Annotated in this window: 29 protein-coding genes; 14 read left to right on the forward strand and 15 right to left on the reverse strand. The window is 69.1% G+C overall.

Translation table 11 applies throughout. The features are described 5' to 3' along the window. Positions 1–22 precede the first annotated feature (22 nt). Genes ACFWN2_RS18255 through ACFWN2_RS18270 form a run of 4 tightly spaced genes read right to left on the reverse strand, consistent with a single transcriptional unit; the run spans position 23 to position 4,269 of the window. Entirely contained in the window at positions 23–910 is an 888-nt protein-coding gene (locus tag ACFWN2_RS18255; RefSeq protein WP_382428658.1) for a branched-chain amino acid ABC transporter permease, read from the reverse strand. Next, positions 903–2,723 (reverse strand): AMP-dependent synthetase/ligase, encoded by a 1,821-nt coding sequence (locus ACFWN2_RS18260; protein WP_382428659.1) that lies wholly within the window; start codon positions 2,721–2,723, stop codon positions 903–905. Before ACFWN2_RS18260 ends, ACFWN2_RS18255 begins: the two co-directional genes overlap by 8 nt. After that, complete coding sequence (locus ACFWN2_RS18265; protein WP_382428660.1) at positions 2,720–3,499, reverse strand: ABC transporter ATP-binding protein; 780 nt, start codon at positions 3,497–3,499, stop codon at positions 2,720–2,722. The genes ACFWN2_RS18260 and ACFWN2_RS18265 overlap by 4 nt, the downstream gene beginning before the upstream one ends. Further along, positions 3,496–4,269: an ABC transporter ATP-binding protein gene (locus ACFWN2_RS18270; protein WP_382428661.1), complete on the reverse strand. Its 774-nt coding sequence runs from the start codon at positions 4,267–4,269 to the stop codon at positions 3,496–3,498. Before ACFWN2_RS18270 ends, ACFWN2_RS18265 begins: the two co-directional genes overlap by 4 nt. A 214-nt stretch (positions 4,270–4,483) precedes the next feature. On the opposite strand from ACFWN2_RS18270, the gene ACFWN2_RS18275 reads away from it, so the two are divergent. Genes ACFWN2_RS18275 through ACFWN2_RS18285 form a run of 3 tightly spaced genes read left to right on the forward strand, consistent with a single transcriptional unit; the run spans position 4,484 to position 6,145 of the window. Further along, on the forward strand, positions 4,484–4,948 hold the full coding sequence (locus tag ACFWN2_RS18275; RefSeq protein ID WP_382428662.1) for an SRPBCC family protein: 465 nt from the start codon (positions 4,484–4,486) through the stop codon (positions 4,946–4,948). Positions 4,949–4,960: 12 nt separating this feature from the next. Further along, entirely contained in the window at positions 4,961–5,680 is a 720-nt protein-coding gene (locus ACFWN2_RS18280; RefSeq protein WP_382428663.1) for a SigB/SigF/SigG family RNA polymerase sigma factor, read from the forward strand. Positions 5,681–5,722: 42 nt separating this feature from the next. Continuing rightward, the gene (locus tag ACFWN2_RS18285; protein ID WP_382428664.1) at positions 5,723–6,145 is read left to right on the forward strand and encodes a DUF4383 domain-containing protein; all 423 of its coding nucleotides are present in this window, start codon (positions 5,723–5,725) and stop codon (positions 6,143–6,145) included. Here ACFWN2_RS18285 and ACFWN2_RS18290 read toward each other — a convergent pair. After that, a complete protein-coding gene (locus ACFWN2_RS18290; protein ID WP_382428665.1) occupies positions 6,132–7,055 on the reverse strand; it encodes a DNA topoisomerase IB in 924 nt (307 codons plus the stop codon). The genes ACFWN2_RS18285 and ACFWN2_RS18290 overlap by 14 nt on opposite strands. A gap of 49 nt (positions 7,056–7,104) precedes the next feature. Between ACFWN2_RS18290 and ACFWN2_RS18295 the strand changes: the two genes are divergently transcribed. The 3 genes from ACFWN2_RS18295 to ACFWN2_RS18305 are packed head-to-tail and all read left to right on the forward strand — an operon-like array spanning position 7,105 to position 9,327. Next, complete coding sequence (locus ACFWN2_RS18295) at positions 7,105–8,172, forward strand: glutamate--cysteine ligase (protein ID WP_382428666.1); 1,068 nt, start codon at positions 7,105–7,107, stop codon at positions 8,170–8,172. Next, on the forward strand, positions 8,172–8,939 hold the full coding sequence (locus tag ACFWN2_RS18300; protein ID WP_382428667.1) for an iron-containing redox enzyme family protein: 768 nt from the start codon (positions 8,172–8,174) through the stop codon (positions 8,937–8,939). The genes ACFWN2_RS18295 and ACFWN2_RS18300 overlap by 1 nt, the downstream gene beginning before the upstream one ends. Positions 8,940–8,958: 19 nt before the next feature. Continuing rightward, positions 8,959–9,327: an STAS domain-containing protein gene (locus ACFWN2_RS18305; protein WP_382428668.1), complete on the forward strand. Its 369-nt coding sequence runs from the start codon at positions 8,959–8,961 to the stop codon at positions 9,325–9,327. Here ACFWN2_RS18305 and ACFWN2_RS18310 read toward each other — a convergent pair. Genes ACFWN2_RS18310 through ACFWN2_RS18320 form a run of 3 tightly spaced genes read right to left on the reverse strand, consistent with a single transcriptional unit; the run spans position 9,309 to position 12,475 of the window. Continuing rightward, a complete protein-coding gene (locus ACFWN2_RS18310) occupies positions 9,309–9,686 on the reverse strand; it encodes a hypothetical protein (protein WP_382428669.1) in 378 nt (125 codons plus the stop codon). The genes ACFWN2_RS18305 and ACFWN2_RS18310 overlap by 19 nt on opposite strands. Before the next feature lie 10 nt (positions 9,687–9,696). Further along, positions 9,697–10,140 carry a nucleoside deaminase gene (locus ACFWN2_RS18315; RefSeq protein WP_382428670.1) on the reverse strand — a complete coding sequence of 148 codons (444 nt, stop codon included), beginning with the start codon at positions 10,138–10,140 and terminating at the stop codon, positions 9,697–9,699. 10 nt (positions 10,141–10,150) lie between these two features. Further along, positions 10,151–12,475 (reverse strand): immune inhibitor A domain-containing protein, encoded by a 2,325-nt coding sequence (locus tag ACFWN2_RS18320; protein WP_382428671.1) that lies wholly within the window; start codon positions 12,473–12,475, stop codon positions 10,151–10,153. A gap of 166 nt (positions 12,476–12,641) precedes the next feature. Here ACFWN2_RS18320 and ACFWN2_RS18325 point away from each other — a divergent pair, with 166 nt between their 5' ends. Then, a complete protein-coding gene (locus ACFWN2_RS18325) occupies positions 12,642–14,120 on the forward strand; it encodes an Nramp family divalent metal transporter (RefSeq protein WP_382428672.1) in 1,479 nt (492 codons plus the stop codon). A gap of 4 nt (positions 14,121–14,124) precedes the next feature. Here ACFWN2_RS18325 and ACFWN2_RS18330 read toward each other — a convergent pair whose 3' ends face one another. Together ACFWN2_RS18330 and ACFWN2_RS18335 are read right to left on the reverse strand one after the other, a co-directional pair. After that, positions 14,125–14,643, reverse strand: coding sequence for a hypothetical protein (locus ACFWN2_RS18330; protein WP_382428673.1), 519 nt, complete (start codon positions 14,641–14,643; stop codon positions 14,125–14,127). Further along, positions 14,640–14,969: a TfoX/Sxy family protein gene (locus ACFWN2_RS18335; protein WP_382428674.1), complete on the reverse strand. Its 330-nt coding sequence runs from the start codon at positions 14,967–14,969 to the stop codon at positions 14,640–14,642. Before ACFWN2_RS18335 ends, ACFWN2_RS18330 begins: the two co-directional genes overlap by 4 nt. 85 nt (positions 14,970–15,054) lie before the next feature. Here ACFWN2_RS18335 and ACFWN2_RS18340 point away from each other — a divergent pair, with 85 nt between their 5' ends. Continuing rightward, the gene (locus tag ACFWN2_RS18340) at positions 15,055–15,327 is read left to right on the forward strand and encodes a YggT family protein (RefSeq protein ID WP_382428675.1); all 273 of its coding nucleotides are present in this window, start codon (positions 15,055–15,057) and stop codon (positions 15,325–15,327) included. Here the strand turns inward: ACFWN2_RS18340 and ACFWN2_RS18345 are convergent. Continuing rightward, positions 15,308–16,840 (reverse strand): FAD-binding oxidoreductase, encoded by a 1,533-nt coding sequence (locus tag ACFWN2_RS18345; RefSeq protein WP_382428676.1) that lies wholly within the window; start codon positions 16,838–16,840, stop codon positions 15,308–15,310. The genes ACFWN2_RS18340 and ACFWN2_RS18345 overlap by 20 nt on opposite strands. A gap of 70 nt (positions 16,841–16,910) precedes the next feature. On the opposite strand from ACFWN2_RS18345, the gene ACFWN2_RS18350 reads away from it, so the two are divergent. Beyond that, positions 16,911–17,705, forward strand: coding sequence for a hypothetical protein (locus tag ACFWN2_RS18350; RefSeq protein WP_382428677.1), 795 nt, complete (start codon positions 16,911–16,913; stop codon positions 17,703–17,705). On the opposite strand, the gene ACFWN2_RS18355 is transcribed toward ACFWN2_RS18350, so the two are convergent. The 4 genes from ACFWN2_RS18355 to ACFWN2_RS18370 all read right to left on the reverse strand — a co-directional run bounded on the left by ACFWN2_RS18355 (position 17,681) and on the right by ACFWN2_RS18370 (position 21,771). Then, positions 17,681–17,854 carry a DUF397 domain-containing protein gene (locus ACFWN2_RS18355; protein WP_382428678.1) on the reverse strand — a complete coding sequence of 58 codons (174 nt, stop codon included), beginning with the start codon at positions 17,852–17,854 and terminating at the stop codon, positions 17,681–17,683. The two genes, ACFWN2_RS18350 and ACFWN2_RS18355, sit on opposite strands and share 25 nt — an antisense overlap. A 10-nt stretch (positions 17,855–17,864) precedes the next feature. Beyond that, positions 17,865–18,695: a helix-turn-helix domain-containing protein gene (locus tag ACFWN2_RS18360; protein ID WP_382428679.1), complete on the reverse strand. Its 831-nt coding sequence runs from the start codon at positions 18,693–18,695 to the stop codon at positions 17,865–17,867. Positions 18,696–18,781: 86 nt separating this feature from the next. After that, entirely contained in the window at positions 18,782–21,370 is a 2,589-nt protein-coding gene (locus ACFWN2_RS18365) for a CHAT domain-containing protein (RefSeq protein ID WP_382428680.1), read from the reverse strand. A gap of 89 nt (positions 21,371–21,459) precedes the next feature. Further along, on the reverse strand, positions 21,460–21,771 hold the full coding sequence (locus ACFWN2_RS18370) for a hypothetical protein (RefSeq protein ID WP_382428681.1): 312 nt from the start codon (positions 21,769–21,771) through the stop codon (positions 21,460–21,462). On the opposite strand from ACFWN2_RS18370, the gene ACFWN2_RS18375 reads away from it, so the two are divergent. The 5 genes from ACFWN2_RS18375 to ACFWN2_RS18395 all read left to right on the forward strand — a co-directional run bounded on the left by ACFWN2_RS18375 (position 21,751) and on the right by ACFWN2_RS18395 (position 26,472). Next, entirely contained in the window at positions 21,751–22,647 is an 897-nt protein-coding gene (locus tag ACFWN2_RS18375) for a S8 family serine peptidase (protein ID WP_382428682.1), read from the forward strand. The two genes, ACFWN2_RS18370 and ACFWN2_RS18375, sit on opposite strands and share 21 nt — an antisense overlap. 54 nt (positions 22,648–22,701) lie before the next feature. Continuing rightward, positions 22,702–23,319, forward strand: a complete 618-nt coding sequence (locus ACFWN2_RS18380) for an RNA polymerase sigma factor (RefSeq protein ID WP_382428683.1) — start codon at positions 22,702–22,704, stop codon at positions 23,317–23,319. Beyond that, positions 23,297–23,740, forward strand: coding sequence for a hypothetical protein (locus tag ACFWN2_RS18385; RefSeq protein ID WP_382428684.1), 444 nt, complete (start codon positions 23,297–23,299; stop codon positions 23,738–23,740). Before ACFWN2_RS18380 ends, ACFWN2_RS18385 begins: the two co-directional genes overlap by 23 nt. 99 nt (positions 23,741–23,839) lie before the next feature. Beyond that, a complete protein-coding gene (locus ACFWN2_RS18390; protein ID WP_382428685.1) occupies positions 23,840–24,640 on the forward strand; it encodes an SAM-dependent methyltransferase in 801 nt (266 codons plus the stop codon). Next, complete coding sequence (locus ACFWN2_RS18395; protein WP_382428686.1) at positions 24,640–26,472, forward strand: diguanylate cyclase domain-containing protein; 1,833 nt, start codon at positions 24,640–24,642, stop codon at positions 26,470–26,472. The genes ACFWN2_RS18390 and ACFWN2_RS18395 overlap by 1 nt, the downstream gene beginning before the upstream one ends. The last annotated feature ends 3 nt before the right edge of the window (positions 26,473–26,475 follow it).

Raw genomic sequence — 26,475 nt, forward strand, 5'->3', positions numbered from 1 at the left:
GTGTAAAGATCAGGACGACCCTTCACAGCCGCTCCACCTCCCTCTTGCCGAACAGTCCGTACGGTCTGACGAGCAGGACGAGCAGCATCAACGCGTACGGCGCGACCAGCCCGAAGTTCGGGCCGAGCCACGGGGCGAAGTCGTTCTGGTAGGTGCCGAAGAGCGACTCCACCACCCCGACCGTGAGCCCGCCGACCACGGCGCCGCCCAGCGACTCCAGGCCGCCGATGATGATGGCGGGCAACGCTTTCAGCGCCACGATCCAGAGCTGCTGGTCGACGCCGGCACCCGTCGCGACGAACACGCCCGCCAGTGCGGCGAGTCCACCGGCCAGTGCCCACGACAGCGCGAACACCGACCCGACCGAGACTCCCTGCGCCAGTGCGACCTCCTGGTCGTAGGCCACCGCGCGCATGGCGAGCCCGATCCGCGAGTAGCGGAAGAACAGGAACAGCAACGCCGTCACGACCGCGGTGGTCGCGATCATGACCAGATACCGTTGCTGCACCTCGGCTCCGAGGAAGCTCACCGTGTTCAGGCCCCACGGGTCACCGACCTGCCGGACGTCGAGGCCGATGAACGCGTTCGTCACGACCCTGACCACGACGTCCACGCCGATGGTGATGATCGCGACCACGAACACCGGCTTGCCGACCATCGGCCGCAGCACGGTGCGTTCCACTCCCAGCGCCAGCACGGCGATCACCACGGCGGCCACGACGACCGCCCCGACGAACGACACGGCGGGCGAGAGGTACGAGACCAGCACAGCGCCCGCCAGCATGAACGCCGGCTGCGCGAAGCTGATCACCTGCGTCGACTTGTAGATGATCACGAAGCCGAGCGCGAGCAGCGAGTAGATCGACCCGGTGCCGAGGCCACGGATCAACGACTGCAGGAACTCATCCATACATGGACTCCACGAGGTCGTCGAACATCTTGCCCAGCGCGGATCTCTTGACCTTCTGCGTCGCGGTCAGCTCGCCGTCCTCGTGGTCGAGCTCCTTGGGGAACATCCGGAACTTCTTGATCTGCTCGACCTGGGCGAACTTCCCGTTCGCCTCGGTCACGATCTTCTGCACCAGTTCCAGGACCTCTGCCTTCTCCGACAGGTCCCGGTAGGTGGTGTAGGTGATCTTGCGCTGCTGCGCCCAGTGGCCGACCGTCTCGTACTCGATGCCGATCAGCGCCACGAGGTACGCCCGCTGGTCGCCGATCACCACGGCCTCCTTGATGTACGGGGAGGTCTTGAGCGCGTTCTCCAGCTCGGACGGCGCGATGTTCTTGCCGCCCGCGGTGATGATGATGTCCTTCATCCGGTCGGTGATCTTCACGTGCGTGCCGTCGACCCACTCGCCGACGTCACCGGTGTGCAGCCATCCGTCGCTCAGCACCCGTTCGGTGGACTCCGGGTCCTGCCAGTAGCCCGCGAACGTGCCGCCGTGCTTCGTGAGGACCTCGCCGGTCTCCTCGTCGATCCGGAGCTCGGTGCCGGGCTGCGGCTCGCCGACGGTGCCGAGCTTGACTCGTCCCGGCCGGTTTCCCGTTGCCACGGCGGTGTTCTCGGTCATGCCGTAGACCTCGTGCATCGGCACCCCGATGCCCATGAAGAACTTCAGCACGTCCGGCGCGATCGGCGCGGCACCGGACGCCGCGTACCGGACGTACCGCATGCCGATGCGGGCCTTCAGCGCGCGGAAGCAGAACAGCCAGCCCAGCGCGTAGAGCATCCGGCTCTGTCCCGTGTGCCTGCCGCCGGTCCTCACCAGCGTCTCGCCGATGGATTCGGCGCGCTTGAGCCAGAACTGGGTCGTGGTGCGCTTGATCCAGGACGCGCTGGAGACGCCGATCTTGACGCCCGCCAGCACCTTCTCCCAGATGCGGGGAACGCCGAACAGGATCGTCGGCTGCACCTCGCGCAGGTTCGCCTGCACCGTCTCGATCGACTCGGCGAAGTGGACCTGCACACCGCTGGCCGCGCTGAACCACGTCGTGAAGATCCGCTCGGCGACGTGGCACAACGGCAGGTAGGACAGCGTGACGTCGGCGGAGGACGGCGGTGGCGAAGTGAAACCGCCGCCCTCCACCAGCACGTGGACGGCGAACTCGACGTTCGCCACGGTGAGCATCGCGCCCTTGGGCGGCCCGGTGGTGCCGGACGTGTAGATCAACGTCATGACGTCACCGGACTCGGTGGCCGCCATGCGGTCCGCGAGCTCCGTCCCGAACTTGTCGCGGTGGGCCGCGCCCAGCGCCAGGAAGTCGTCCCAGGCCAGGAGTTTCGGGTTGTCGTACCGACCCTTGATCCCGCGTGGTTCGAGGTAGACGATCCACTCCAGGTCCGGCGTGTCCTCCAACACCAGCAACGCCTTGTCGACCTGCTCCTGGTCCTCGGCGATGAGGATCCGCGAGCCGGAGTGCGACAGGAGGTAGGCGACCTCGGACGCCGGGTTCGTGGGGTAGAGCCCGACCGTGATGCCCCTGGCGGCGACGATGCCGAGGTCGGCGTAGAGCCATTCGCGGCGGTTCTCGGCGTGGATCGCGACCCGTTCGCCCGGTTCGAGGCCCAGAGCCAGCAGCGCGTGCCCGACCAGTTCGACGTTCGACCAGTAGGACGCCCAGCTGACCTCCTGCCAGATGCCGAAGTCCTTGGCACGCAACGCGATCTGGTCGGGCGTGTTCTCGGCGCGGTCCTTCACGCGCGTGACGACGGTCGTCGTCATGGCGTCACGCTCTTGTGCTGCTCGCCGAGGTAGGCGCGGATGACGTCCGGATCCTGTTGCACCTCAGCGGGTGTGCCGGTGCGGATGGGGCGGCCGAAGTCCATGACCATCACCCGGTCGGCGAGGTCCATCACGAGGCCCATGTCGTGCTCCACCATGATCATCGGGATGTTCAGCTCCTCCCGGACGTCGAGGATGAACCGGGCCATGTCCTCGGTCTCCTCGACGTTCATGCCCGCGACCGGCTCGTCCAGCAGGAGCAGCTTCGGTTCCATCGCGAGCGCCCTGCCCAGCTCGACGCGCTTCTGCACGCCGTAGGGCAGCAGCCCGACCGGGAACCGCCGCCACTGCTCCAGTTCCAGGAAGTCGATGACGTCCTCGACCGCCGCCCGGTTCTTCAGCTCCTCGTTGCGGGCCCTGCCGAGCCAGAAGAACGCCGACAGCGCGCCGTACCGCATGTGGTTGTGGCGGCCGAGCATCAGGTTGTCGACCACCGTGAGGTGGGAGAACAGCTCGATGTTCTGGAACGTGCGGGCCATGCCCAGCGCGGCGATGCGGTGCGGCCGCATGCCGATCAGGTCCTGGTCGTGGAACCGGACTGTGCCCCGTTGCGGCCGGTAGACGCCGCTCAGGACGTTGAAGATGGACGTCTTGCCGGCGCCGTTCGGCCCGATGATGGCGAAGAGCTCGCCCTCCTCGACGCTGAACGACACGGTGTCGACGGCCACCACGCCGTCGAACGCGAGGCGGACCTCGGTGACCTCCAGAACGCTCATGACAGCCACCGCTTCCTGCGCTTGTAGTGCTTGACCGCACGGAACGAGGAGGTGCCGAGACCGAGGTAGAACTCGCGGATGTCTTCGTCGGCGAGCAGTGCCTCCGCCGGCTTGTCCATGACGACCTTGCCGGTCTCCAGCACGTAGCCGTGGTCGGCGATGGACAGCGCCATGCTGGCGTTCTGCTCGACCAGCAGGACCGTGGTGCCCTGTTCGTTGATCTTCACGACGAGGTCGCGGATCTGCTGCACGAGCAACGGCGCGAGGCCGAGGCTGGGTTCGTCCAGCAGGAGGTAGGACGGCTCGGACATCAGCGCCCGCCCGATCGAGAGCATCTGCTGCTCACCGCCGGACAGGTAGCCCGCGCTCTGCCTGCGCCTCTCCAGCAGCCGTGGAAACAGTTCGTAACATCGCTCCAGGTTCTGCCGGAGTCGTTTGGGTCTCGCGTGGCCACCGACCTTGAGGTTCTCCTCGACGGTCAGTTCGGCCAGGATCCGGCGGCCCTCCAGCGCCTGTTTGATCCCCCGCTCGGCGATCCGCGCCGGTGAGAGGCGGTGGATCGGTTCACCGTCGAGCGTGATCGAGCCCTTGGTGACCTTGCCGTCGTGCACGTCGAGCAGGCCGCTGAAGGCCCTCATCAACGTCGTTTTCCCAGCTCCGTTGGCTCCGAGCAGGGCAACGACCTTGCCCTGGGGCACCTGCAGGCTCACGCCCCGGAGCACCAGCATCACGTCGTCGTAGACAACCTCAAGGTTGTTCGCCTCGAGCACCAGCGCCTCCTAGGGGCCCCTGACATACCGAGCAGTATGCAGCTCCTGAGACGTGGATCACAGAGCAGTTTGACCACTGTGGGCGATTTCGTGATGCGCAGATCGCGAGTGGTTCAGCACTCTGCGTGACTGTCCTGAATGGACTCGTTGCCGATGTGTAACAGGGCGTGACACGGGTACTCACGTGCCAACACCAATCGAAGGAGGAGGTTTCGTGACCACCATTGAGAAGTCGGTGGACGTCCAGGTGCCTGTGAGCACGGCGTACAACCAGTGGACCCAGTTCGAATCCTTCCCGGCGTTCATGGACGGCGTCGAGAAGATCGACCAGCTGACGCCCACCATGACGCACTGGACCACGAAGATCGGTGGCGTCGTCCGCGAGTTCGACGCGGAGATCACCGAACAGCACCCCGACGAGCGGGTCGCGTGGACGACGGTCGAGGGACCGTCGCAGGCGGGCGTGGTCACCTTCCACCGGATCGACAACGAGACCACTCGTGTCCACCTCCAGATGGACTACGAGCCCGAGACCCTCACCGAGAAGGCGGGTGCCGCGCTCGGCGTCGTCGGCCACCGGATCGAGGGCGACCTCAAGCGGTTCAAGGAGTTCATCGAGAACCGCGGCACCGAGACCGGCGCGTGGCGCGGCGACGTGACGCCGCCGCCCCAGGTCTGATCGCGGTGCGCGTTGACGCCGGACCAGCACGCGGCGTTCGAGGAACTCGCCCGCACAGCCCGTGACTCGCCTCGCTACTACGTGATGCGAGACCGGCTGGTGCGCGAGTACCTCCCGCTCGCCAGGCACATCGCCCGTCGTTTCAGCGAGCGCGGTGAGCCCATGGAGGACCTCGCGCAGGTGGCCGCGGTAGGACTGATCAACGCCATCGACCGGTTCGACGTCGGCCGGCAGACGGACTTCCTGTCCTACGCCGTGCCGACGATCACCGGTGAGGTGCGGCGCCACTTCCGCGACCAGTGCTGGGCGGTGCGCGTACCCCGCAGGTTGAAAGAGCTGTGCGACGCCATCGACGGAGCCACCGCCGAGCTGTCGCACCGGACCGGGCGTTCTCCTACTCCCTCCGAGATCGCCCGGCACCTGGGGGTGTCGCTCACCGACGTCTACGAGGGCCTGCGCATCGAGAAGAACATCGCGTTCGCGCCTCTCGACTCGCTGGAGAGCTCCACCGTCGACGACCCCGCACTGGAGGGCGTCGAGATCCACGAGGCCCTGCAGCCGATGCTGCGGGGCCTCCCCCGCCGGGAGCGGACCATCGTGGTCCTGCGCTTCTTCGGCCGGCTCACCCAGACCGAGATCGCCCGGCGCGTGGGCATCTCGCAGATGCACGTGTCGCGGCTGCTCACCAAGTCCCTGGAGCAGTTGCGGCACGATTTGCTGGCAGAGGAGTGAAATGAACGAGCGGGAATGTCCGGTTCTGGCGATACTGGCCTCATGAACCGGTTGCGATGGCCCCAGAAGCTGGCGGTCGGCACCGGCGCCCTGCTCGTGATCTGGGGCGTCGGTGGCTTCTTCGTGACCGGTTTCTCGTCGTTCGCGGGCGAGTCGGAGACGTGGATCCTCTGGCTGCGGGTCAACCCGCTGCAGAACGTCATCCACCTGGTCTTCGGCGCCGCGCTCCTGCTGTCCGCTCCGCGTCTCAAGGCGTTGAGCGGAACGGCACTGCTGGTGGCGGTGCTGTTCCTGGTGATGTTCGGGCTGGGCCTCGCGCGCTACGACGACGAGGTCGTGAACTTCCTGAACGTCAACCCCGGCAGCAACGCGCTGCACTTCATCGCCGGCTTCGCCTCACTGGCGGCGGCGCAGGGTGCCGCGTGGTGCCGCCAGTGCGACCGGGCCGCGCTCAAGCTCGCCTGAGCAGCTTGCGCACGGCCCGTTCCGGGTCTCCTCCCCCGATGACCTCGCCCTGCTCGAACGCCTCGACCAGGCGCGGATCCACGTAGGACTTCCTCGTCACGGCGGCCGTGTTGCCGAGCTGCCCGGCGACGTCCTTCATCACCGCGCTCACCGCTCGCCCCGACGGCTTGCCGCGCTCCTCCATGGCCGCCGAGAACGCCTTCGCGGCGAACACCGTGGCGTGCCAGGTGCGCAGGTCCTTCACGCTGAACTCGTCGCCGACCAGTTCGCGGAACCGCTCGTTGACGTCGTCGGCGGTGATGTCGAAGACGCGGCAGTCCGGCGTCTTGTTCCTCAGCAGCGACTTCAGCGCCTTGGCCAGCTTCGGGTCGGTGACCTCCTCGTCGACCTCGACGCCGGACTTGGCCGGGAAGCAGAACCGGATCCTGTCCCCGCGCACGGCGAGGTGCTCGCACAGCAGGGTGGCGACGCCGTGGGTGCCGTTCTCCTCCACGTACTGCTCGTGGCCGACGCGGAAGACGCCGAGGTCGAGCATGCGCAGCGCGAGGGCGAGCAACCGCTTGCGGCCGCGCGACCTCATGTCCCGCTCGACCTGCTCGCGGAACCTGCCGAGCTTCGGCGCGAGCTTCAGCACCCGGTCGAACTTCTCCGCGTCCCGTTCGGTGCGCCACTGCTCGTGGTAGAGGTACTGACGTCGTCCGGCGTCGTCGTAGCCGACGGCCTGGATGTGGCCGGTGGGGTGCGGGGAGATCCACACCTCCTTCCACGCGGGCGGGATGACCAGGTCTTTCACCCGCGTGACGTCGTCGGCGGTGAGCGTCGCGCCCCGCGCGTCGACGTAGCGGAACCCCTTGCCGTGACGGCGGCGGGTCCAGCCGGGGCCCGCCGGGTCGCTGCGCCGCAGTCTCATGTGGCCACTCCGTGGTTGATCAGCACGAGAGGCGGGTACCCGCTCGCCGATGAACCACTACACGGTCGGTGTGGAACAGGAATTTCTCCTGGTGGACCCCGACACGCGACGGCCGGTGGCGCTGGCGCCCCGAGTCCACGAGATCTCCCGCGCTCCCGGTGACCTCGACGTCCAGGGTGAGCTGACCCCGTTCCAGATCGAGGTCGCCACCGGCGTCACCTCCTCCTTCGCCGAGCTCGACGAGCAGGTGCGGCGCGGGCGGCGGGTGCTGGTGGACGCCGCCGACGAGGCCGGGTGCCGGCTCGTGGCGACGGGCATGCCGCCGATCGGCGAGGCCGGTCCGCCTCCCGGCTCGGACGACCCCCGCTATCACCAGATCGAGTACTCCCACCGCAGGCTCGTCATCGGACAGGGCGCGTGCGGGCTGCACGTCCACGTCGGCGTGCCGGACAAGGCGGAGGCGCTGCGGGCGTCCAACAAGCTGCGGGTGTGGCTGCCGACGTTGCTGGCGCTGAGCGCGAACTCCCCCGTCTACGGAGGGGAGGACACCGGCTACGCCAGCTGGCGGTCGATGGTCTGGTCGCGCTGGCCGGTGAGCGGACCGCCGCCCGTGTGGGACGGACCGGAGCAGTACGACAGCACGGTCGACGCGCTCATCGCGACGCAGGCCTTGCTGGACAAGGCGATGGTCTACTGGGACGTCCGCCCGTCGGAGGATCATCCGACCGTTGAGGTGCGCGTCGCGGACATCCCCCAGCTGGCAACGGAAGTCGCGGTTCTCGCCGAGCTGATCGGCGCCCTCGTCGTGACGGAACCCTCCGAAGGACGGGTGGACGATTCCGTGCTGCGGGCGGCATATTGGCGGGCGTCGCGCGACGGGGTCGACGGACTGGCCGCCGATCCACACACCGGAAAACTCTCCCCCGCGTTCGACCGGGCAGTGTCGCTCGTTGAACACGTCGAGGTCGCCCTGCGCGATCGCGGCACGCTGTCTACTGTGGAGCAGCACCTCGACTGGTTGCGCCACAACGGCTGCGGTGCCGCTCGGCAACGACGCTTCCCGGACCCCGAGTCCCTTGTGGACATGCTGATCGCCCGAACGCGTGAGGAAACCTGATGCGCCTCCCCGCTCCCCGCGGCCACATGAGTTCCGCCCTGGTCGCAGCCCTGCGGCAGCCGCCTCTGCCGCGGCCCGCGCTGCTCGCCGGCGGCGGCACCAGGGACGCGTGGCTGGACGACGACCTCCAGCTGTCGCTGTGGATCTGCCACGAACTGCGCACGCGCGGGTTCGACGACGTCGCCGCCGGCTGGGAGGAACACCCGGTGCTGGCCCAGTTCCACGCGGCGCTGGAAGCCCGCTGGGAGGAGGCGCTGCGGTCCCTGACCGAGGTGACCACCCCCGCCGCGTTGTCCGAGGAGGGCCTCGCCGAACTGCGCAAGCACCACGCGTTCTGGCGGCCGCGCCGGGAGATGCGGTCGGTGCTGCGCGACATCCAGGGCGACGCGTACGGCACGCGGTCCGAGCGGACGCACTCGGTGCTGTTCACCGTGACGTTGCGCGACGTGGACACTTTTGTCGGCGTTGACGAAATGCCCGCACCCACTCTCGCACTGGCGAACGCGCTGTCGTTGTTCGGCTCGCACCGGCGGCTCGTCGGCGCGCTGGTCGGGTTCCTGACGGCGGTCGACACCATCGGCGGTGACCCGTTCGCGCAGCTGCTGCCCGTCCAGTGCCCGCCGGAGGACGTCCGACTGGGCTTCACCGCGTGCCACGAACTGCACGCCCGGCTGACCCGGCACGTCCACGCGTCGCTGCAGGCGGGCCGCGGTTCGCTGAGGGGCCGTTGGTCGCTCACCCAGGGGCGGGTTAACGTTGGCTGTTGATGCTTTGAAGGGAGACAGCGTGCCCGACCCCACCGCTCTGGCATCCGTGGTCGTCGACCGGATCGCATCCGACGTCGTCGTGCTGCACGTGTCCGGTGAACTCGACACCACCTCCAGCGGCGAGCTGACCGGCCCGTTGGAGACGCACGTCGTGCAGGGCCTGCGGGCGGTGCTGGTGGACCTCGGCGGCGTCCGGTTCCTCGGCTCGGCCGGCCTGGAGGCCCTGGTGCTGGGCCAGCAGCGCGCGTCCCGGTCCGGCGTGGAGTTCGTGGTGGTGGCGTCCAGCCGCGCGGCCCTGCGGCCGATCGAGGCGACCGGGCTCGACACCGTGTTCACGATCGAGGGATCTCTCGACGCGGCCGTGGCGCGCTACTCCGACTCGAAGTAGCCGCCGTCCCGCACGAGCCGCGCGACCGCGTTCTGCTCGGCGGCGTTGATCCGCACGTGCGGGAACGCCCTCGCGTACTGCTCGGTGACGACGGTGGCGGCGGCCTTGGTCAGCAGCTCGGAGTCGCTGACGTTCACCACGACCGGGGCGGCGGACCGTTCGAGTGCCGGCAGGTAGGTCTGCAGGACCTCGGCCAGGCCCGCGACCTTGGCCTCGAACGTCTCGGGCGCCAGTGCCGCTGTGTTGACCAGCACGTCGAGCGCCTGCGGGGCGTTCCGGTGCACGGTGTGGCCCGCCTGTTCGAGCAGGCGGGCGATCTCGGGGCTCTCGTCAGCGCCGGTGACCAGCACAGCAGCCATGCGTTTGACGTTAGTCCTGGCCGATGTCCTCGTACCAGAGCTGCGGGCTGTCGGCGATGAACGTCGTCATCAGGTCGATCAGCGCCGGGTCCTCGACGACGGTGATGCCGACGCCGTTCTCCGCCAGCCAGTCGTGGCCGCCGTGGAACGTGGTGGCCTCGCCGATCAGCACGTTCGAGATGCCGAACTGGCGGACCAGGCCGCTGCAGTACCAGCACGGCGACAGCGTCGTGACCATGGTCGTGCCGCGGTAGCTGCGCTGCCGCCCGGCGTTGCGGAAGGCCGACGTCTCCGCGTGCATGGAGGCGTCGTCGTCCTGCACGCGGCGGTTGTGGCCACGGCCCAGCAGACGGCCGTCGCCGTCGAAGAGCGCCGCGCCGATGGGGATCCCGCCCTCGGCGAGTCCCATCCGCGCCTCTTCGACGGCGACGGCCAGCATGTCTTCAGCGGTCATGCACTGGACGCTACTTCGTCTTGAACAACTTCACCGTCATCGACGTGCCGGACTGCCTCAGCACCTTCAGGCCCACACCGACTGCGGGCAGCTTCACGCCCGCGTTCGGCTGCTCGGCGAACCAGAACTGCTTGGTGTCGTCGAACGTCGGCTGGGCCGCCGCGCCCCGGACGTAGGACGCCTTGCCGTTGACGTGCAACGTGAAGGAGTCCGACTTCTGCAGGCCGAACGGCGCGTCGTAACCGCTGACGGACGTCGACCAGCGCTGGCCCTCCAGGTTGTAGAGCGGGGCCGGGTTGGCGTCGATCGGCAGGATCAGGCCCTCACCGGGGTGCTCGCTGACGTTGTTGTCGAGGAAGCTCGTGTTCCACAACGACACCAGCAGGCCGTCCTGGTAGGGGAAGTGCTCCACGAAGTCGGGCTTGTCCGGGAAGCTGTAGCGGTACGGGCCGGTCTTGTTGTACTTGCCGTACGACTCGTAGGTGCGGTTCGACGCGATGTAGAACTGGTCGAACGCCTTCGTCTCCTTGCCGCCGGTCGTGCGGAAGCCGCGCGTGGTCCACACGCCCGCCGTCTCGCCGCCGTCGGTCAGCACCGGGGCGCCGTCCGCGGTCACCGTGATCTGGTCGGCGAAGAAGCCCTGCGGCGCGAGGGCGCCGTCGGTGCGGTAGGCGAAGCGCAGCTTGGTGTTCTTGCCCGCGTACGCGTCGAGCGGCACGTTCACGTCGACCCACTGGCCGTTCGACGTGCTGCTGATCGCGGGCGAGTTCCCGGAGTCGCGGGCGAACGGCTGACCGCCGGCCGTGCCGTCGAGCTGCGTCCAGCTGCCGTCCTCATTGGACGCTTCGACGTAGAGGTAGTCGTAGTCGGGCTCGATGTCGAAACGCGCCTTCAGCGTGAGCGACGCGGTGGTCTTGCCGCGCAGGTCGAGCGGCGCGGTCATGGAGTGGTCGAGGTCGTTGCCCTTCTCGCTCCACCACATCTTGCTGCCCTCGAACGGCGCGCCGTAGTCGAAGTCCTTCGAGATGTCCGGCAGCACGACAACAAGTCCCTGGGCCTTGGCGCTGTTGTACTCGTGCGGGCCGAGGTCGAAGACGCGTTCCTGACCGGCGACCGCGACCTCGTAGTCGAGCCAGCCGAGCTGCAGCTTGTCCCACGCCGAGAACTCGTTGGCGCGCTCGCCGGGAGCCTCGCCGGGCGCGTTCACGCGGTTCTGGGCCATGATCGACCACCAGTTGACGCCGTTCGCGCCACCGTTGGTGTCGTAGTGGTCCGGCAGGCCGAGGTCGTGGCCGAACTCGTGCGCGAAGACGCTCACGCCGCCGTTCTCGGGCTGCACGGTGTAGTCGCCGACCCAGATGCCGGTGTCACCGATCTGCGCGCCGCCGAGCTTGTTGGTGCCGGGACCGGACGTGTAGTTCTTGAACGCGTAGCCGCGGTGGCTCCACAGCGCGTCCTCGCCCTGCAACGGGTCCCCGTCGGCCTGGTCACCGCCGGCGTGCACGATCTGGAAGTGGTCGACATACCCGTCGGGCTCGTTGAAGTCGCCGTCGGAGTCGTAGTCGTAGCGGTCCCACACGTCGTACTCGGCGAGCGACGCCTTGATCTGCGCGGTGGTCTTCCCGGCGGCCTGCTGGTCCGCGACCCACTGCGTGACGGCGTCCTTGATGAGCTCACGCGAGTTGTTGCAGATGTTGTCGTTGCACGGGAAGCCGTTGCTGCGGCCGTAGCGTGCCTCGTTGTACTTGACCTTCACCCAGTCCGAGACGAGGCCGTTGACCGTGTAGCGGCCGCTCGACTGCTTGTCGTAGAAGTTCGCGACGGAGTTGGCGTCCTTCTTGCGGCTGAAGTAGAGGTCCTGGAAGTACTGGCGGCTGAAGTCGCCGCGCCAGATGGTCGTGTTGTCCTTCGCCCGGTCCGGCTCGGGGATCTCGTTGTGCGCGGGCCCGTCGAACCGCTGCGGCCCAGGGGTTCCGGGGTTCGTGTCGCGGTCGGGGTAGTCGGGGTGCCGCTCGTTGCCGAACTCCGCGAGGATCACGAAGATCTTGTCGGTCTTCTCCCGCTTCAGTTCGACGTACTGGTCCCTGTCCTGCTTCTTGCCGACCTTCGCAACGGTGCTGGTCCCCCGCTTCTCGGTCGTGGCCTGACCGGTCAGCACGTCGGCGAGCGCCTGCTGCTTCAACGCGCGGCGCTTGACCTCCAGCTCGTGCGGCTGCTCGTCGGACTGCCGCACCTCCTGCTTCTCGGGCTGCGCGGGCGGCGTCGCCGTGGCCGGCGTGACCATGCCCGCCGTGACGAGCGCGAGCGCCGCTGCTCCCGCCAGAACTCTTCGCACTTTCGTGTCCCCTCCTAGGAATCCGGAGGGCACGCTACGTAGCGCGGTTGCCGCTCGACACGTCCGAAAGTCGGTTGTCCGCAAGAGGTGTTGACCGAGTGCCCGGTACGTCGGGAAAGTGGTGGATTCCGTTCCCCGACGTGTCGGGAGGTCGACTGTGTCGTCGATGCAAATCGGAGTGAGCAGGCCGCCGCTGGATGTCGCGGACCTGCCGGAACCGGAGAAGGTGTTCAAGGTCCGCAAGCTCGGACCTGTCCAGGTGGTCCAGTTCGTGATCGGCCCGAGCCTCATCGCGCTCGGCATCTCGATCGGCAGCGGCGAGTGGTTGCTCGGCCCGCAGGCGGTCGGGAAGTTCGGCTTCGTCGGCATCGGCTGGGTGATCACCGTGTCGGCGTTGCTGCAGACGTTCTACAACGTGGAGATCGCCCGCTACGTCGTGGCGACGGGCGAGACCCCGGTCGTCGGCTGGGGCCGGGTGCCGCCGGGCTGGAAGTTCTGGGTCCCGGCCTCCCTGGCGGTGTTCTACTTCGCGTTCATCTTCGGCGGCTGGGCGGCGGGCGCCGGGCAGGGGCTCTTCGCCCTGATCGCGGGCCGGGGCTACCGTCCCGACGAGATCGAGTACGTGCGGCTGCTCGCGATCGGACTGCTCGTCGTGGTCTTCCTGATCACCGCGAGCGCCCGCAAGGTCTCGCGTGCGCTGGAGTTGACGAACTGGGTGCTCGTCGGCGCGCTGCTGTTGATCCTGCTGGCGGTGACCCTGGCGATCGTGCCGTTCTCCGTGTGGTCGGAGGGAATCCGCGGTCTCGTGACCCCGGCCGCACCCCCCGAGGGCATCACCGCGACCCAGCTCGGCGGCCTGGCGGGGTTCACCGCGCTGGCGTCCGGCCTCAACTGGTACGCCATGAGCCACTACCGCGACAAGGGGTACGGCATGGGCCACCACGTCGGGTTCATCTCGGGCCTGCGCGGCGGCAAGCAGGAACTGCGCCCGGTCGGCGTGACCTTTGTGGACACTCCGGCGAACGCGTCGCTGTGGCGGCGCTGGTACCGGTTGCTGCTGATCGACCAGTGGGCCGTGTTCTTCGTCGGCGCGATGCTCGGCATGCTGCTCCCGACCGTGCTGATGGCGCACATCGTCGCGGTCTCCGGCCAGCAGCCGACGGCGGCGAACGTGCCGACGTTCTCCGCCGAACAGCTCGGGCTGCTCTACGGCCAGGGCATGTTCTACCTGATGCTCGTGGTCGGCGTGCTCGTCCTGTTCTCCACGCAGCTCGGCATCTTCGAGGCCCTGGTGCGCAACTTCACCGACGCGATGCACGCCGTCTCACCCCGGCTGCGCAAGCGGATCGAGGACGACCCGCGCCGGTTCTACTACCCGTTCATGCTGCTGGTGCTGGTGATCATCGCCGGCGCGCTGCACCTCGCGCTGCCCGTGGAACTGGTGCAGATCTCGGCGAACATGTCGAACCTGGGCGCGCTGATGTTCCCGTTCGCGTTGATGTACCTGAACTCGCGGCTGCCGCGGCCGGCCAGGCCCCGGTGGTGGCACCACGTGATCCTGGTGCTCAACGTGGTGTTCTTCGGGTTCTTCTTCGTGAACTTCGTCTACGAGTTCTTCACGGGAGGCCCGCTGGTCAGGTTCTGACCGGTCAACTCTCGAAGTGGCCGATGTCGCCCAGCGCGTCCTCGGCCCGGCCGCCGAGCTGCGGGTCGCCGAGAAGCGCCCGCAGCCTCGGCACCACCTCGGGCAGCACCACGCGGTCGATCCTGCCGACGTGGCCCAGGCACGTGACGGCGAGCTGGGCGAGCTGGCGGTCGGCGCCGTCGACGACACCGAGCAGGATGCGCTGCAGCTGCGCGCGTTCGGGGTCGTGCCGCACCAGGGCGAGCATGGCCTGGAACGCGGGGATGCCGCCCGCGCGGAGCTCACCGCGCCACCGCACCACGCATTCTTCGATCACGACACCGGCCGACCGCCCCAGCGACTCGTCGAGGTCCCCCGTCGCGGCAGCCCAGCCACCGCCCTCGACCCGCACGACCAGTTCGCCGTCCACCACACCGGCGAGCGGGTCACCGTCCCACTCGAACACCACGCCCCCGAGCGCCTCGGTCTCGGTGATGTCGCGCCACCCGTCCAGCGCCGCCCGCACCTCGTCCAGCCGGCTCACTTCGGCGGCAGCGCCTCGACGAACTCGCGGCACCGCGCGACCCAGTCCTCCAGCGCCTCGTCCTCCGCCACCGCCTCCCCGTCGACGACCACCCAGCCGTTCATCGGCCGTCCGGTGAAGTCGAAGACGCGGGCGCCCGGCTGCGCCAGCGCGTCGGCCTGCGCCTCAGGTCCGACCCGCGCGATCAGATCGTTGCCCAGGGCTCCCACCAGCATGTTTCCTCGCCACATGAACACGAGGCTGCCGAACATCTTCCTCGTGCTCAGGTCCGGGAGGTCGCCCAGCGACTCGCCCAGGCGGTGAGCCAGACCCTCGTCGTACGCCATGCGCTGAATACTGTCTCAGCGAGTTGACAGGCGCCTCTCAGATTCGTGTGGCTTCATGGACATACAGGACATAAGGAGGCCCGAGTTGTTCGGCTTGATCGGCTGGATCGTCGGCTGGGTGTTGACGCTGTTCATCCTCGTGATGATCGGCCGGATGATCGTGGACTGGGCGGTCACGCTGCAGGCGCGCGGCGAGTGGGTGTGGAAGGTGCGCCAGGTGACGCACAGCGTCACCGAGCCCGTGTTGTCGCCGGTGCGCCGCGTGCTGCCGCCCGTGCGGTTCGGCGGGTTCGGACTGGACCTGGCGTTCACGGTCGTGTTCATCGCGGCGCTGATCCTCAGGTCGATCGTGTGGTGAGGACGCCGGGGTTGAGCATGCCCTGAGGGTCCAGCGCGGCCTTGGCACCGGACAGGGCCGCGCCGAAGACTTCCGGGCGTTGGCGCGTGTACCACGGCATGTGGTCGCGGCCGACGGCGTGGTGGTGCGTGATCGTGCCGCCCGCGCCCAGCAACGCCTCCGACACCGCGGCCTTGATCTCGTCCCACTGCGCGGTGAGGCTGCCCCAGCGGCCCGGCGCGTAGACGCCGTAGTACGGCGCGGGACCGTCCGGGTAGACGTGGGTGAAGCGGCACGTGACGATGCCGATGCCGCACACCCGCTTCAGCGCCTCGGTCGCCGCCGCCGTGACGTTCGCGTGCAGTTCGGCGAAGCGGTCCCAGGTGCAGGCCGTCTCGAACGTCTCGGTGATCATCGCGTGCTGTGCCATCGCGTCACGCTGATAAGGCATGCGCAGGAACGACTTCCGCCACTGCTGCGCCGCGCCCTCGACGACCTCGCCGTCACCGCAGAGCTCCAGCGCACGGGCGAGCAGCGCGTCCACGGGGTGGTCGGCGGACTCGAACGCCAGCACCAGCACGGAACTCGGCGACCCGGCGTTGAGGAACGCCTCCGCCGGGTCCAGCAGCCGGCAGTTCGCGGGGTGCAGCCCGGACTGCGCGATCAGCCGCGTCGCCTCCACGGCCCGCTCCCACGACGCGAACCGAACCGACGCGCCCGCCCGGTGCGTCGGCGGTTCCTGCAGGCGCATCCACGCCTCGGTGATCACGCCCAACGTGCCCTCGGACCCCAGAAACAGCCGGTCCGGCGACGGCCCCGCCCCCGAGCCGGGCAGCCGCCGCGACTCGCTGATCCCTTGCGGCGTCACGACCCTGAGCGACTCCGTCAGGTCGTCGATGTGCGTGTAGAGCGTGGCGTAGTGGCCACCGGCACGCGTCGCGAGCCAGCCGCCGAGCGTCGAGAACTCGAACGACTGCGGGAAGTGCCGCAACGTCAGCCCGTGCGGCTTGAGCTGCGCCTCCAGCGACGGCCCCAGCACCCCGGCCTGGACGCGCGCGGCCCGGCTCGTCGGGTCGACCTCCAGCACCCGGTCCAGGTGGTGCAGGTCGAGCGTCACGACCCGGTCCAGGTCACGCGGCTCGACCCCGCCCACGACGGAAGTGCCGCCACCGAAGGGAATCACCGAGACGTCGTTGCTGGAACACCAGTCCAGCACGTCCACGACGTCCTGCTCGGTGCGCGGCCGGGCGACCGCGTCCGGCACCTGCCCGACGTCACCGGCGAGGTTGCGCGTGACGTCGCGGTAGGCCTGGCCGCGGGCGTGCGCGAGCCGGTCGACGGGATCGGTCGAGAACAGCGCGCTCGCCTCGATCCCCGACGCGGGCACGTCGAGCGCGGCGGGATCGGGCGGCTCGTGGAACGTCAGGTCCGCGTCCGGCAGCACCGCCCGGACCCGCTCGACCAGCGCACGGCGTTCCTCCGGGGTGACGGCGTCCTCGACGTTGCCCCAGCCCCACCACGACCTCGTTGTCATGGCGAGCAACCATAAGCGAAACGCACGAGTTCTGGAATGCCTGCGCCCGGATCGCACTAACGTCGAATCCATGAAGCCTGGGGGAATGGCGGCTTTGGTCGCGACCGTGCTCGTCGCCGGGGCGGTCGTGCACTTCGTGACACGGCCGGAGGGCAACGAGAACACCGACAGGAAGGCCAGGCAGGTCGCCGACCGCATCGGTTACCCGCGCGGCACCGACGGCAACGCCTACGCCCGCTCCGCCCTGGAGGGGAACCCCGACCAGAAGTACTTCGCGGTCCTGGAGATCACCGACAGCCCTACTGACGACCCGCGGAAGGTGCGCGCCAGTCTGCTCTTCCGCGTCCACGACCCCGGCACCTCCGAAGCCCCGCCGACCTTCCGGCTGTGGGAGGAGGACCCGGTGACCGCCTGCTACCGCGCCACGTTCAACTACTACGGCGTCACCGACGGCGGCCCCGACCGCGTCCGCTGCCCGGACGGCGCCAAACCGGTCGTCCCGCCGCCCGCCCAGCGCACGGGCGTGCCGGAGAACTACCTCGACGCCTTCAGGACGATCCTCGCCGCCCTCCCCGCCACCCCGGCGCAGGACGACGTGCTCGCGGCGTTGCGCGCGGGACTCCCGCCGGTGCCGGTCGACGAGCAGACCAAGCTGCCCTGGGTCGAACCCCGCCTCGACGCCTTCGTCAGGAACGGCGACGTCGGCGTCATCGCGGCGAGCGGCGGCCAGTGCCTCGCCGGTGTGCGGCCGGCCGGAGGCACGGCGGAGGCCTGGTACCCGCCGCGCGTGCAGACGCAGCCCGGCGAGTACGGCTGCAGCGGCCAGAGCGCGCTGGAGCTCTACCGGGTGCCGCCGCCGAAGTGACCGCTCCTGGCCGAGTCGAGGAACGCCTCCCAGGCCTGCCGCGACAACGGAACGTGCGCCACCGGAGCCTTGCTGTCCCGCACACCGATCCCCGCGCCGATCTCCACGCAGTTGTCGCCGTCCGGGCTGTAGCTGCTCTTGCGCCACACAGTGGCCTCCTCAGGAGACGATGTCGGTGATCAACCCCCTCGATTCTTCCGCATCCAGCGCCACCCCATCGAGGGACTTGAGGATGTCCGTGTAGAGCTCGACGGAGACCTCGTCCTCCATGAAGATCCCCGAGTTCATCGTGTCCGTGTAGACGACGGACGGGATCTTCTTGAACTTCATGAGCCTGAACTCGCCCATCGTTCCGGCGTGCGCGCCGATCCGCGTCGGGACGACCCGGATGGTGATGTTCGGCCGCACCGACATCCGCAGGAGGTGGTGCAACTGGTCCCGCCAGACCGCTTCACCGCCCACCGGCAGCATCAAAGCCTGCTCGTGCACGTAGAAGAAAAACTTGCGCCCGCTGTCCAGGATCCGCTGCCGGGCGACCCGCGCCTCGACCCGCAGATCGATGTCCTTGGCCTTGATCTTCGGCCACACCACGTACAGGGCCCGGATGTAGTCGGGGATCTGCACCAGGCCCGGCACCAGCGTCAGGTGCCAGCTGTGCACCTCGCTCATGACGGCCTCGTGCTCGATGAGCGTGCGCATCTTGACGGGCAGGACGCCCTTGTAGTGCTGCCACCACCCCTTCTCCCGCGACACCTTCAGCAACGACATGAGGTGGTCGAACTCCTCCTCGGTCACCCGGCACAACCCGAGCAACCGGGCGAAGTCGATCTCGCCGACCCCGCCCTTCCCGGTGAGCAGGTCCGAGAGCTTCTGCGGATCCCACCCCAACAACCCGGCTATGGCGCGGTGCGACATACCCGTCGAATCGACTACCGCGCGGAGTCCCGCCCCGAACTCGCGGCCGCGCACCGTGGAGGCTCTTGCTGGCATGGCAGGAAAACTAGGGCCGACTCGGCGCGGTCAAACACCGTTTGGGACCAAGTCCAACCGAAGTGATGGACGATGGAGCCCCTCCATCACCCTGCGCCGAAGCAGACGAACCCCACCGCCGCCGCGTAGGCGGCGTCGTCGGCGGCGGCCCGTTGCACGGCGGCCAAAGCCTCGGCCGGAGCCATCCCCGCGGCCAGTTTCTGGTGCAGCTCCACCATGACCGGGGCGGTGCCGTCCGTCGGCACCGGCACGACGGGTGCGATCAACGTGCGCGTGCCCAGCCCGAGAAGCGCTGCCGTGAACCCCATCAGCTCGTCACCGGGACGCACCGCGGACTGCCCGGTGTCGCAGGCCGACAGCACGACCCGAGTGGGCGGGCGGCGCAGGCGTTCGATGTCGTAGACGGTCAACGGCCCGTCGGCCAACTCCAAAGCCGAGAACAACGGGTTGTCGACGCGGAACGAGCCGTGCGCCGCCACATGCGCCAGCGCGGCACCGTCCATTGCGGACGCCACGGCGCTCACGGTCGCCTCCGAATCGACCAGGACGCGGCCCGGCACGTGGGCGCTGATCGCCTTGATCTCGGCGGGGGCGGCGGCCATCCGCGGGCCGGCGGCGAGCACGGCCTCACCCGAGGCATCGGGCACCGAGCACGCGCGCAGCCACACCGAGGCCGAAGGGGCGACGGTCACCTGGCGGTTCAGCACGGCCCACGGCAGGCCGTTCAACGCGCCGGTCGGCACGACCACGAGAGGGCGGCCGTCGATGCGCGAGGACAGAGGATCGAGCAGACGGCGGGCCAGCAACAACGCCGCGTGGGAAGCCGACGAGCGGGCCACGGCGAGGTTCGGCAGGTTCGGAGGCAGGGTCACCAGGCGGTTCAGGGCGAAGCGGAGCAGGCGGATCTCCCGCACCGCGCCCTCCGCGGGGCCCAGGGAGTGCAGGGAGGCGCGACCGCCGGCCAGGACCACGGCCATCAGCGTGCCGTCGTACTCCACGAACTCGATCAGCGCCGACGACCCCAGTGCCGAGCCGAGCGCCGGGACCGACGGCGGTTTGAAGACGGAGACCTCACCCGACGTCAGTCGCGTCAGGTCGCGGACCCGTTGCTCGGCGCGGACCAGCCTGGCCCGCAACGCACCCGCCGGCTTTCCCGCCAGCACGGCGGACTCCACGTCCGCGGAGACCGCGCGCAGGGACGCCAGCGCGTCCTCCAGACGGGGGTCGTCGGGAGGCGACACGGACTTCATCCGCAGCGCGCCGGCCCGCCAGCTCTCGGTCCACGACAGCACGCGCGCGGCGCTTCCCGACGCCACGGCGAGCTTCAGGCCCTCCAGCGCGAGGGCCTGGCCCTGCACCCCCGCGGAGGCCCGCAGCTCGGCGGCTCCCAGCGACACCCGGTACTCGTCCAGCAGGCCGATGCCCCGCCGCAACGCCGACGAGGTGCCGCGCACGTCGCCGGAGAGCTTGCGCCGCAACGCTTCCGCGTACCAGCCGCGCACGCGCAGACCGGCAGGGCCACGCGCTCGCGCACCGGCGGCCACCGAAAGCTCTGCCACAGCACGGGCCCGGTGGCCGAGATCGGCGGCGACCAGACCGGCGTCGATGCGCGCTTCCAGGGCGGGCAGCCGCCAGTCCATCGCGTCCAGTTCGGAGGCGACGCGGGACAGGGCGAGTCGCAGAGGACGGGTGCGGTCGCCGCGCAGCACGGCCGCGTGCAGTTCCAGGTACCGCGCACCGGCCGCCCACAGCAGGCGTTGCTCACGGCGGAACCGGCGACGCGCCTCGGCGGCGAAGGAGTTCGCCGCGTCGGGATCGTCGTCCAGCAACGCGATGCGGGCGCGGAAGTACAGGGCCTCCGAGACGCCCAGCGGGTTCTTCAACGCCTTCAGCTCGGTGATCGCGCGGTCGGCGGCGGCACGCGCCTCGTCCAGCAACGGCACCGAGACCAGCAGTTCGAGGCGGTTCACCAGCAGCACCGGGCGCATCACGTCGAGGCGGCGGTGGACCTCCTCTGCCCGGTCGAACAACGACAGCGCGGCCGGCACGTCACCGCCGCGGGTCGCCATGATGCCCGCGTTCCAGTTGACGTCCGCGACGCCCAGTTCCTGCCCGAGCTCGCCCAGCAGTGAGGCGGCCAGAGCGAAATCGGCCGACGCCTCACGCATGTTGCCCACGTACGCGCGCACGAGGCCGCGGTTGTTGAGAGCGCGCGCTTCCACCAGTTGGTCACCCACGCGACGGGCACCGGAAATGGCCGCGGTGTAGTCGCGTTGCGCGTCGTCGTACCGGGTCAGGTAGTGGAAGACGACGCCGCGCTGCATCAACGCGGCCACCGAGTCCGCGCCCGTCAGCGAGGGCATGGCGTCGTCCAGCAACGTCAGCGCGGCCTTCTGCTTGCCCGTGTAGGCGAGGACCCACGCCAGGCTCATCTGCGCCAGTGCGGACAGCCGGGGCAGCGAGGCCTCGGACGCGATCCTGATCGAGCGGCGGAGGTGGCGGGCCGCGCCGGGGAAGTCGTGCATCTCGCGCAACGCGAGGCCGATCGCGCGCTCGGCGATGGACCATTCCGCGCGATCTTCCGTCGTGCGGAGCACCGCGCGGGCCATCTCCACGGCCGCGCGCGGGTTGCGCTGCCTGGCCTCCAGCGCGTCCTCCGCGGAGAAATCGGTCACGGCGACACTTTATCCGCTGTGGTAGCTTGATCAAGCTCGGTCGGGGTGCCCGTCAACGCTGCTTTAGTGAGGCCGTGGTGTCGAAACCGTCAGAAAGCGCGGAGCTTTACCAAAGAGCTTTCCTGCAGCTCATCGCCGAGGACAAGAACATCAGCTTCCACGCCGAACGCGGGCGTGAATTCCTTTATCGGCCGGGGCAGTTGCTCGTCGGAGCCGAGGACCAACAACGCGTGGTCGAAAAGCTGCGGGAAAACAACATCGTCGCCCGGCCAGGCGAAGGATTCGCCGGTTTGGCGCGATTGACGTTGCCGAACAACGCGGAGGACATTCCCCGCATTGTTCGTCTCCTGCGGGACCAGCGGACGTGGCCGAACGAGCGCGTGCCGCTCGTGCAGCCGCACCACGTGATCGTCGGGCACGGCGGCCTCGTGATGGGCAACCCCGGCGACCGCCCGTACCCCACCGACCCGATCTCCGCGCCGAAGTCCGACGAGCGCCTCAAGAACGTCCGCGTCGGCATCATCGACACCGGCATCTCCGCCGACGCGAGCGGCGAGCACTCCGACTGGTTCGACGGCCGCTACGCCAAGGAGGCCGACGACGTCGACGCCGCCTACAGCAGCGGTGACAACTTCGCGCTGCAGGGCGGGCACGGCACGTTCGTCGCGGGCGTCATCCAGAACGCGGCCCCCGGCGTCTCGTTCGACCCGGAGGCGGGCCTCGACCCGAACGGCTTCGGTGACGAGGAGCGGATCTGCGCCAAGATCACCGAGCTGGGCAAGAAGAAGATCAACCTGCTGAACCTGTCGCTCGGCTGCTTCACCGAGGACGACGTGGCCTCGGAACCGTTGCGCCGCACCATCGAGGCGCTGCCGCGGGGCGTCGTCGTGGTCGCCTCGGCCGGCAACCAGGGCACGCAACGGCCGAGCTGGCCCGCCGCGCTGTGCGGGGTCACCGCCGTCGCCGCCGCCCAGCAGGAGCGCGACGGCTCGATCGGCCCGGCGTTCTACTCGAACTGGGGCCACTGGGTCGACGCGTGCGCGATCGGCAACCGCGCCTCGACCTACCTCAAGGGCGAGTGGCAGCTGCCCGGTGAGCCCGGCGCTACGCCGTTCGCGCTGTGGGCGTACTGGTACGGCACGTCGTTCGCCGCTCCCCTGGTCACCGGGCGGATCGCCGCCACGATGGTCGCGGACGGCATCGACGCAGGTCAGGCGCGCGACAAGCTGCTGAGCGGCCCGGAGTTCCACCCCGGCTACGGAGTTTTTGTCAAATAGTTGTATCTGGGGAGCAACCTCGGCCTCCGCCAGTTGTGACCGCAAGGAGTCGACGTGACCTCTGCATCCCCGATCGCCGCGCTCGTGAGCGCGGCGGCCGAGGGCGACCAGTCGGCGTGGAACGAGATCGTGGACCGTTACACGCCGCTGGTGGTGTCGGTGATCTACAAGCACCGGCTGCGCCCTTCGGATGCGGCCGACGTGAACCAGACGCTGTGGCTGCGGCTCGTGGAGCAGATCGGACGACTGCGCGAGCCGGAGGCGTTGCCGGGCTGGATCATGACGACCACCCGCAACGAGTGTCTGCGCGTGCTGCGCGTGCAGCAGCGCACGCACCTCTACGACCCGTTGTCCGAGTCCGACGCGCTGGAGTCGGAGCAGGTGGACGCGGACGTGGAGGCGGACCTGCTGGCGGTGGAACGGCGGCAGGCGCTGCGGGACGGCTTCGCGGAGCTAACGGAGCAGTGCAAGCGGTTGCTGACGAAGCTGATGACCGACCCGCCGCCGAGCTACCAGGTCGTGAGCGAAGAGCTCTCGATGCCGGTCGGCAGCATCGGCCCGACGCGGATACGTTGCCTGGAGAAGTTGCGGAAAACCCCTGCGGTCTCAGCGTTCCTGGGCTCGCCGGTCAAGAGAGGAGGTGTGCTGGGTGCGGCACGACTGGGACAGTGACGAAGACCTGCTCGACGCCTTGCGCGACGCGTTGAGCACACCTTCCGAGGAGGTTCCGCCGGAGTTCGTGGAGGCCGCGAAGGCCGCGTTCACCTGGCGGAACATCGACGAGGAACTGCTGCTCATCACGTCGTACGACTCGGTGCTGGACGACACGCTCTTCAGCCGTGCGCGGTCCACGGCGACAGCGCGGCAGCTGGTGTTCGACGCGGACGGCGTGATGCTCCAGGTCGAGGTGTCGGCGGCGGGGGTCACCGGCCAGCTGATGCCGGCGACGGAGTCGATCACCCTGGTGACGCCTCAAGGCGACCACGAAACAGCGGCGGTCGACGAACTGGGGACGTTCGTCATGGGGGCGGCGCCGCGCGGACCGGTGAAGTTCCGGTTCCCGAGTGGTTGCACCGATTGGTTCATCCTATAACTCACCATTCGTGTGACGGGCAATTCGCTCGTTCGGCCCACCTCCTCGGCCAGTAGGGTTGTCGACGCTCAGAATTCGCATCGCGAGAGGTGTGCTGCTGTGGTCGATCGAGTCAGCTGGGTGCCGGAAGGTGTCAACGTCGACGTCCCGAGTTCCGCCCGGATCTACGACTACCTGCTGGGCGGCGGACACAACTTCGAAGCGGACCGCGCTACTGCGGAAGAACTGATCAAGGTGCTTCCGGTGCGGGGCATGGCGCGGCTCAACCGCGCCTACCTGCGCCGTGCCGTGCTCGAACTGGCGGACCTGGGCATCCGGCAGTTCCTCGACCTGGGGTCGGGCATCCCGACGGTCGGCAACGTGCACGAGGTGGCGCACGAGGTCGCCCCGGACTCGAAGGTCGTGTACGTCGACTTCGAACCGGTCGCGATCACGCACGCGGAGCTGATGCTGGCGGACGAACCGAACGTGACGGCGCTGCTGGCCGATCTGCGCGAGCCGGAGACCGTCGTGGCGCAGGCTCAGCAACACCTCGACTTCTCCCAGCCCATCGGCCTTCTGGTCGTGGGCGTCCTGCAGTTCATCCCCGACTCGGACGACCCGTGGGGCGTGCTGGCCCGGTACGTCGAGTCGCTCGCTCCCGGCTCGTACCTGGCGCTGTCGCACTTCACCGCGGACAGCATGCCGGCGGCGATGGCGGCCGGTAAGGAGATCTTCGCGAAGACCGCGGAGCCGATCACCCCGCGCACCAGGGCTCAGGTCGCGGACATGCTGGCGGGAACGGAGATCGTCGAGCCCGGCATCGTCTTCACACCGGAGTGGCGGCCGGAGTCGCCGGAGGACGTCGGCGACGAACCGTCGAAGGCGAACCTCTACGCGGCGGTGGGTCGCAAGCCCTGATGACCGCCACGGCCCTCGCACAGCGCTGGGCGGCTGTTCTGATCGAGAGCGCGTACTCGCCGATGTCACGGCGGAAGCTGACGCAGCATCTTGAGGAACACGCCGCCCGGCTGCGTGCCGGGCAGGCGGCGGTGGCGATCGGCGAATGGCTGGTGCGCAAGCGCTTCACCGGTCCCGACTCGCTGCGGCGCACGCTGGAGGTGCTCGGACCGGAGTTCTCCCCCGAGGTGCTCGGCGCGCTCGCTTCCGGCTACGTGCGGGCGACGCGCGACCAGTTGTTCCACGAGCAGGAGAAGGTCAAGAACTCGCTGCTGAAGGCCGTCGAGGACGCGCAACGCGACCTGCACGACAGCGAGGCCCGGTTCGCCCAGGTCTTCGCGACGACGGCGGTGGGCATCGTGATCTTCGACCTGCACGGCACCGTCGTGGAGGCGAACGAGGCGCTGGCGGCGATCCTCGGCCACGAGGAGATGCCCAAGGAGCTGTTCACCGAACAGGACTCGGTCGCGCTGGCCGCGGCCTGCCGGCGGATGATCGAGTCCACTGTGGACACCGACAGGCGCGAGTGGGAACTGACCCGCGCCAACGGCGACACGGTGTGGGCCAACGTGGTGCTGTCCGTCCTGCGCGGATCGGACGGTGCGCCGAGGTTCCACGTCGCACTCGTCGAGGACGTGACCGAACAGCGGATGCTGCAGGAGTGGCTGCGGCACCAGTCGCTGACCGACCTGCTGACAGGCCTGCCGAACCGGGCGTCCTTCACGGACAAGCTGGAGTCCGCGCTCGCGACAGGCGAACCGCACACGCTGGGGTACCTGGACGTCGACAGCCTGACGATCGTCAACGACGGCCTGGGCTACGCGGCCGGTGACGCCGTGCTGGTCGAGGTGGCGCGGCGGTTGCGGTTCGTGCTGCCGGACGCGGTCGTGGCACGCGTGGGCGGCGACGAGTTCGTGGTGCTGATCCACGGCTCCCCCGACGTCGCGGCGCTGGCGGCGACGATCGACGAGGAGCTGTCCGAACCCGTGTACCTGGAGGGCGCGGGCGTCGCGGTGTCGACGTCGATCGGGTTCGTGCACACCTCGGGCCCCGGTGTGGACCCGACGGCCGTGCTGCGGCGCGCGCATTCGACGTTGCGCAGAGCCGAGACCGGCGGCAAGAGGCAGTGGGGCATCTACGACCACGAGGCCGACGCCGCCGACCGCATCCGGTTCGCGCGGATCGCGGCGATGCCCGGCGCGTTCGAGAACGGCGAGATCACCGTGGAGTACACGCCGGTGTCGTGGGCGTCGGGAGAGCTCGCCTTCGTTGAGGCGTCGCTGCACTGGGGCGTGAGCCGGCACGACGACGTGGTGGCGTACGCGGACGCTCTCGGCCTGGCGTCGAAGGCGGGGCAGCTGGTGTTGCAGGACGCCTGCTCGCGCGGCGAGCCGGTGCTGATCAGACTCTCGCGGGACCAGTCACGCGATCCCGACCTCGCGACGCACGTGCGGTCGACGTTGCGGGCGAACTCGTTCCCGGCGTCGTCGTTGTTCCTGGCGCTCGACGTGCGGGCCATGCCGGACGGCGAGGAGAACCTCGACGTGCTGCACGACATGGGCGTGCACGTGCTGCTGCACGAGTTCGGCGGCGGGTTCGCCGGACTGTCCACCGTGGACCGCAGTCCGGTGTGGGGTGTCCGGCTGGCACGCCCGCCCGCGGAACGGCTTGCGAGGCAAGGGCTTTCACTCATGGTGCCGCTGCTGCGCTCGGCAGGCGTGCACGTGATCGGCGGACCGGGCGACCCGGACGAGCTGCGGGCGCTCGGCGTGGACCTGGTGGTCGCGCCGTGAGTG

It is taken from the genome of Lentzea sp. NPDC058436 (assembly GCF_042721515.1).
Lineage (GTDB): Bacteria > Actinomycetota > Actinomycetes > Mycobacteriales > Pseudonocardiaceae > Lentzea.